The following is a 4,347-nucleotide window of genomic DNA, read 5'->3' as shown; positions in this document are numbered from 1 at the left end:
GCCGACCAAACCGATGAAATCATTCGAGAGGCGATTCGGCGCGCGATGTCGACGACGCCCGGCCCGGCTTACGTCGAGTTCCCGTCTCACGTAATTCTGGAAGAGTTGGATGTCCCAGACCCGCTGCTTCCCAGCGCGTATCGCCTTGTCAATCATGGGGCTGGTGCACGGGAAATCGCTGAGGCGGCCAGGCTGGTTCGCGAGGCCAAGAACCCGATCCTGCTGGTCGGCCACGGCGTTCATACGTCGCGCACCGGTGCGGCGGTCAGGGAACTGGCCGAGCTGATGGCCTGCCCGGTGATCCAGACATCCGGCGGCACGTCGTTCATCTCCGGGCTGGAGGATCGCACCTTTCCCTACGGTTTTTCGTCCGCTGCGGTCGAGGCCGTGGTCACATCGGACGTTTGCGTCGCGCTCGGCACCGAGCTCGGTGAGCCGGTTCATTACGGCAATACGAGGCACTGGGCGGAGAATAACGCCACCCGCAAATGGATCTACGTCGAGCAGGACCCGCTGGCGATTGGCGTGAACCGGCCGGTGGACGTAGCGCTGGTGGGAGACCTTCGCGGCGTGGTGCCTCAGCTGGTTGAAGTGCTGAAGGACAGCCCACGTTCGCCGTCGGCCGATCTTGCCCGCTGGATCAAACAGGACGCCGACCAACTCGCCGAATTGGCCGAGACCGCGCCTAGCGGACGGACTCCGATCCACCCCGCTCGCTTTGTGGTCGAGGCGACCAAAGCCTTCCCGCCCGAGGGCATCATGGTCCGCGACGGCGGCGCGACGGTCATCTTTCAGTGGACCTATTCGCTGGCCAAGCCGCACGACGTCATCTGGAACCAGAACTTCGGCCACTTGGGCACGGGCTTGCCCTATGCCGTCGGCGCTTCGGTCGCTGACGGCCGCAAGCGGCCGGTCATGTTGCTGACCAGCGACTCCTCGTTCATGTTCCATATCGCCGAGCTGGAGACCGCCGCGCGTCTAAAGCTGCCGCTGGTGTGCGTTGTGGGTGTCGACCACCAATGGGGTCTTGAAGTCGGCGTCTACAAGCGCACGTTCGCTCAGCCGTCACCGCAGCCCGGCGTGCACTGGAGCAAGGACGTGCGCTTCGACAAGATCGCCGAGGGCTTCGGCTGTTACGGCGAATACGTGGAAAAGGAAGAGGAGATCGGCCCGGCGATCGAGCGAGCGTATGCCAGCGGCAAGACCGCCGTCGTGCACGTCTGCATCGACCCGAAGGCGAACTCCGAGGAGATGCCGAACTATGGTGAATTCCGCACCTGGTACGCCGAGGGCACCCAGTAGAAGAAGGAAGGTTCTCATGCGCGAATACCTGAAGTTCTACATTGACGGCTCCTGGGTCGACCCGTTGCGGCCCAATCCTTTTGATGTCGAAGACCCGGCGACCGAGCAGGTGTCTGGGCAGATCTCACTCGGCTCGGCCGCCGACGTCGACGTGGCGGTCAAGGCCGCCCGACGCGCCTTCACCGGCTGGTCACAAACCAGTCGCCAACAGCGCCTCGATCTACTCGAGGCCATCCTCGCCGAATACGGCAAGCGTGCGGGCGATCTCGCCGACGCGGTCACCGAGGAAATGGGTGCGCCGCCGTCGCTGGCCGCCGGCCCGCAGGTCCAACTCGGGATCGGGCACCTGGTGACGGCGATTGACGTGCTGAAGAACTTCCCATTCGAGGAGCAGCACGGGGCAACGCTGATCGCCAAGGAGCCGATCGGCGTGTGCGGGCTGATCACGCCATGGAACTGGCCGCTAAACCAGATCGCGGTCAAGGTGTACCCGGCGTTGGCGACCGGGTGCACAATGGTCCTGAAACCGTCTGAGGTGGCGCCGTTCTCGGCCTACATCTTCACCGAGATCCTTGATGCCGCGGGCGTGCCGGCCGGTGTGTACAACCTGGTCAACGGTGATGGCCCCGGCGTCGGCGTCGCGCTGGCGAGCCACCCCGACGTCGACATGGTGTCGTTCACCGGGTCCACCCGCGCCGGTGTCGAGGTGGCCACGAATGCCGCTCCGACTGTGAAGCGGGTGACTCAGGAACTCGGCGGCAAGAGTCCCAACATTGTCCTCGACGACGCGGGCTTCGCCGAGAGCGTCCGCGCCGGCGTGGTCAACATGATGCCGAATTCCGGGCAGAGTTGTAACGCGCCGTCTCGGATGCTGGTCCCGAATTCGCGGATGGCCGAGGCCATCGACATTGCGCGTGGGGTCGCCGAACAGGTGAAAGTCGGTAGCCCCGAAGATAAGACCGCGATCGGACCGGTAGCGTCGAAGGCGCAGTTCGAGAAGGTGCAGCGCCTGATCCAGCAGGGCATCGACGACGGCGCGACCGTCGTGGCCGGCGGGCCTGGCCGGCCGGCAGGGTTAAACAAGGGTTACTACGTCAAGCCGACCGTCTTCGCCGACGTCACCAATGACATGACGATCGCGCGCGAGGAGATCTTCGGGCCGGTGCTGTGCATCCTTGGCTATGACGACATCGATCAGGCCGTGCAGATCGCCAACGACACCAATTACGGTCTGGCCGGCTATGTCTCGGGTGCCGACCTCGACAAGGCCCGGGAGGTGGCCCGCAAGATCCGGGCGGGCTGGGTGACGATCAATCACGCTTTCGACATGAATGCGGCGTTCGGCGGCTACAAGCACAGCGGCAACGGTCGGGAGTGGAGCGAGTTCGGGTTCAACGAGTATTTAGAGGTCAAAAGCACTTTGGGCTACGCGCCCGACAAAGCCGGATAGCGGGCAATGGGTCCCCTGACAGGGAAAGTCGCGCTGGTGACCGGCGCCAGCCGCGGGATCGGCAAGGGGATCGCGCTGGCGCTGGGAGCCGAAGGGGCGACAGTGTACGTCTCGGGACGCACGGTCGACCCGGGCATGCAATCGCTGCCCGGCACAGTGGCGGAGACTGCCGAGGAAGTCTGCCGCCGTGGCGGCAAGGGCGTCGCGGTGGTGGTTGACCACAGTGATGATGATCAGGTCGCTGCGCTGTTCGACCGGATTCATCGTGAGCAGGGCATGCTCGACATCCTGGTCAACAACGCCTTCGCCATTCCCGAGGATCTGACAGAGCCCAGGCCGTTCTGGGAAAAGCCGCTGTCGGACTGGGAGATGGTCGACGTCGGTGTGCGATCGAACTTTGTCGCGGCATGGCATGCGGCGAAGATCATGGTCGGCCAGCGGTCGGGGCTGATCGTTGCGGTCTCCGGCTACGTCGGGGTGACCTACACCTATGGCGTTGTGTTCGGGATGTGCAAGGCCGCGGTCGACCGAATGGCGCGCGATATGGCCATCGAGTTGCAGCCACACCACGTCGCGTCGCTGTCGTTGTGGCAGGGACTGACCTCCACCGAACGGGCGCAACGCAACTTGGCGCGCAACCCAGCCATGCAGGAGCTGACGGTCACCAAGCCCGCCTTTGGCTGCTCGCCCGAATTTCCGGGCCGGGTGATCGCAGCATTGGCTGGTGACCCCGACGTGATGACGCGGTCGGGAGGCACATTCATCACCGCCGAGGTTGCGCAGGACTACGGGATCACCGACATCGATGGGCGGGTGATCCCGTCGCTGCGGGCCGAGCGCGGCTCGCCGATCTGGGGACCGATCGCGGAGGCCGCCCATGGACGCTGAACGTCTTGGGTGGCTACTCGACCGGCAGGACATCCTGGACTGCCTGACGCGGTTCAGTCGCGGCATGGACCGCTTCGACCGGGAACTTCTGCTGTCCGCCTTTCATCCGAACGCGGTGATCGCTGCGGGCGACTTCGTTGGCGGCCCCGCCGATCTCTACGACTGGGCTTCGGCTATGCATGAGCAGGGCCAGGTGGCCACGCACCACAATCTGCTCAACAACACCTGTGAGATCGACGGCGACACCGCGCACAGCGAGACGTATTACTTGTTCGTCGGGCGTAACCACGACGAGACGAACTGGATGGCCGGCGGCCGCTATATCGATCGGCTGGACCGGGATGATGGAGCCTGGCGGATCGCGTTGCGCACCAACATCATCGAATGGTCAGGCATGGTCCCCACCCTGCCAATCCCATTCGCGGATGTGCCCGACATCCACGGCAACGGCGCGCCGTCGCGCAGCAAGGGGGATCCGTCGTATCAGCGGCCGCTCCTCAATCGGCGGGCGAGGCGGCAATCCGCTGGTGACAAAGGCGATCTCGGGCCACACGGCCGAGAAGACGGTCGATTAGGTCGGTTATCACGTTAGAAGGAGATGATTTCATCGATGTTTTCAGCAGTTTTGATCGAGAAGGGTGAGGCGGGACAGACGGTTGGGGTCACCGAGCTGGACGAGGCGCAGCTGCCGGACGGCTCGGATGACA

The 4,347-nt window shown here is 64.4% G+C and carries 4 protein-coding genes; all 4 read left to right on the top strand.

All coding sequences use genetic code 11. The features are described from left to right. The coding region (locus ACLQI9_RS21595; protein ID WP_442392157.1) for a thiamine pyrophosphate-binding protein at positions 1-1,302 on the top strand (1,302 nt) is incomplete at its 5' end. A gap of 16 nt (positions 1,303-1,318) precedes the next feature. Continuing rightward, positions 1,319-2,752, top strand: a complete 1,434-nt coding sequence (locus tag ACLQI9_RS21590) for an aldehyde dehydrogenase family protein (protein ID WP_442392156.1) — start codon at positions 1,319-1,321, stop codon at positions 2,750-2,752. 6 nt (positions 2,753-2,758) lie between these two features. Further along, complete coding sequence (locus ACLQI9_RS21585) at positions 2,759-3,640, top strand: SDR family NAD(P)-dependent oxidoreductase (protein WP_442377209.1); 882 nt, start codon at positions 2,759-2,761, stop codon at positions 3,638-3,640. Then, positions 3,630-4,232 carry a nuclear transport factor 2 family protein gene (locus ACLQI9_RS21580; protein WP_442377211.1) on the top strand — a complete coding sequence of 201 codons (603 nt, stop codon included), beginning with the start codon at positions 3,630-3,632 and terminating at the stop codon, positions 4,230-4,232. Before ACLQI9_RS21585 ends, ACLQI9_RS21580 begins: the two co-directional genes overlap by 11 nt. The last annotated feature ends 115 nt before the right edge of the window (positions 4,233-4,347 follow it).

The organism is Mycobacterium sp. (genome assembly GCF_052143115.1).
Lineage (GTDB): Bacteria > Actinomycetota > Actinomycetes > Mycobacteriales > Mycobacteriaceae > Mycobacterium.
Note: the sequence above shows the minus strand (reverse complement) of the source record. Positions and strands in the feature narration are given on the sequence as shown.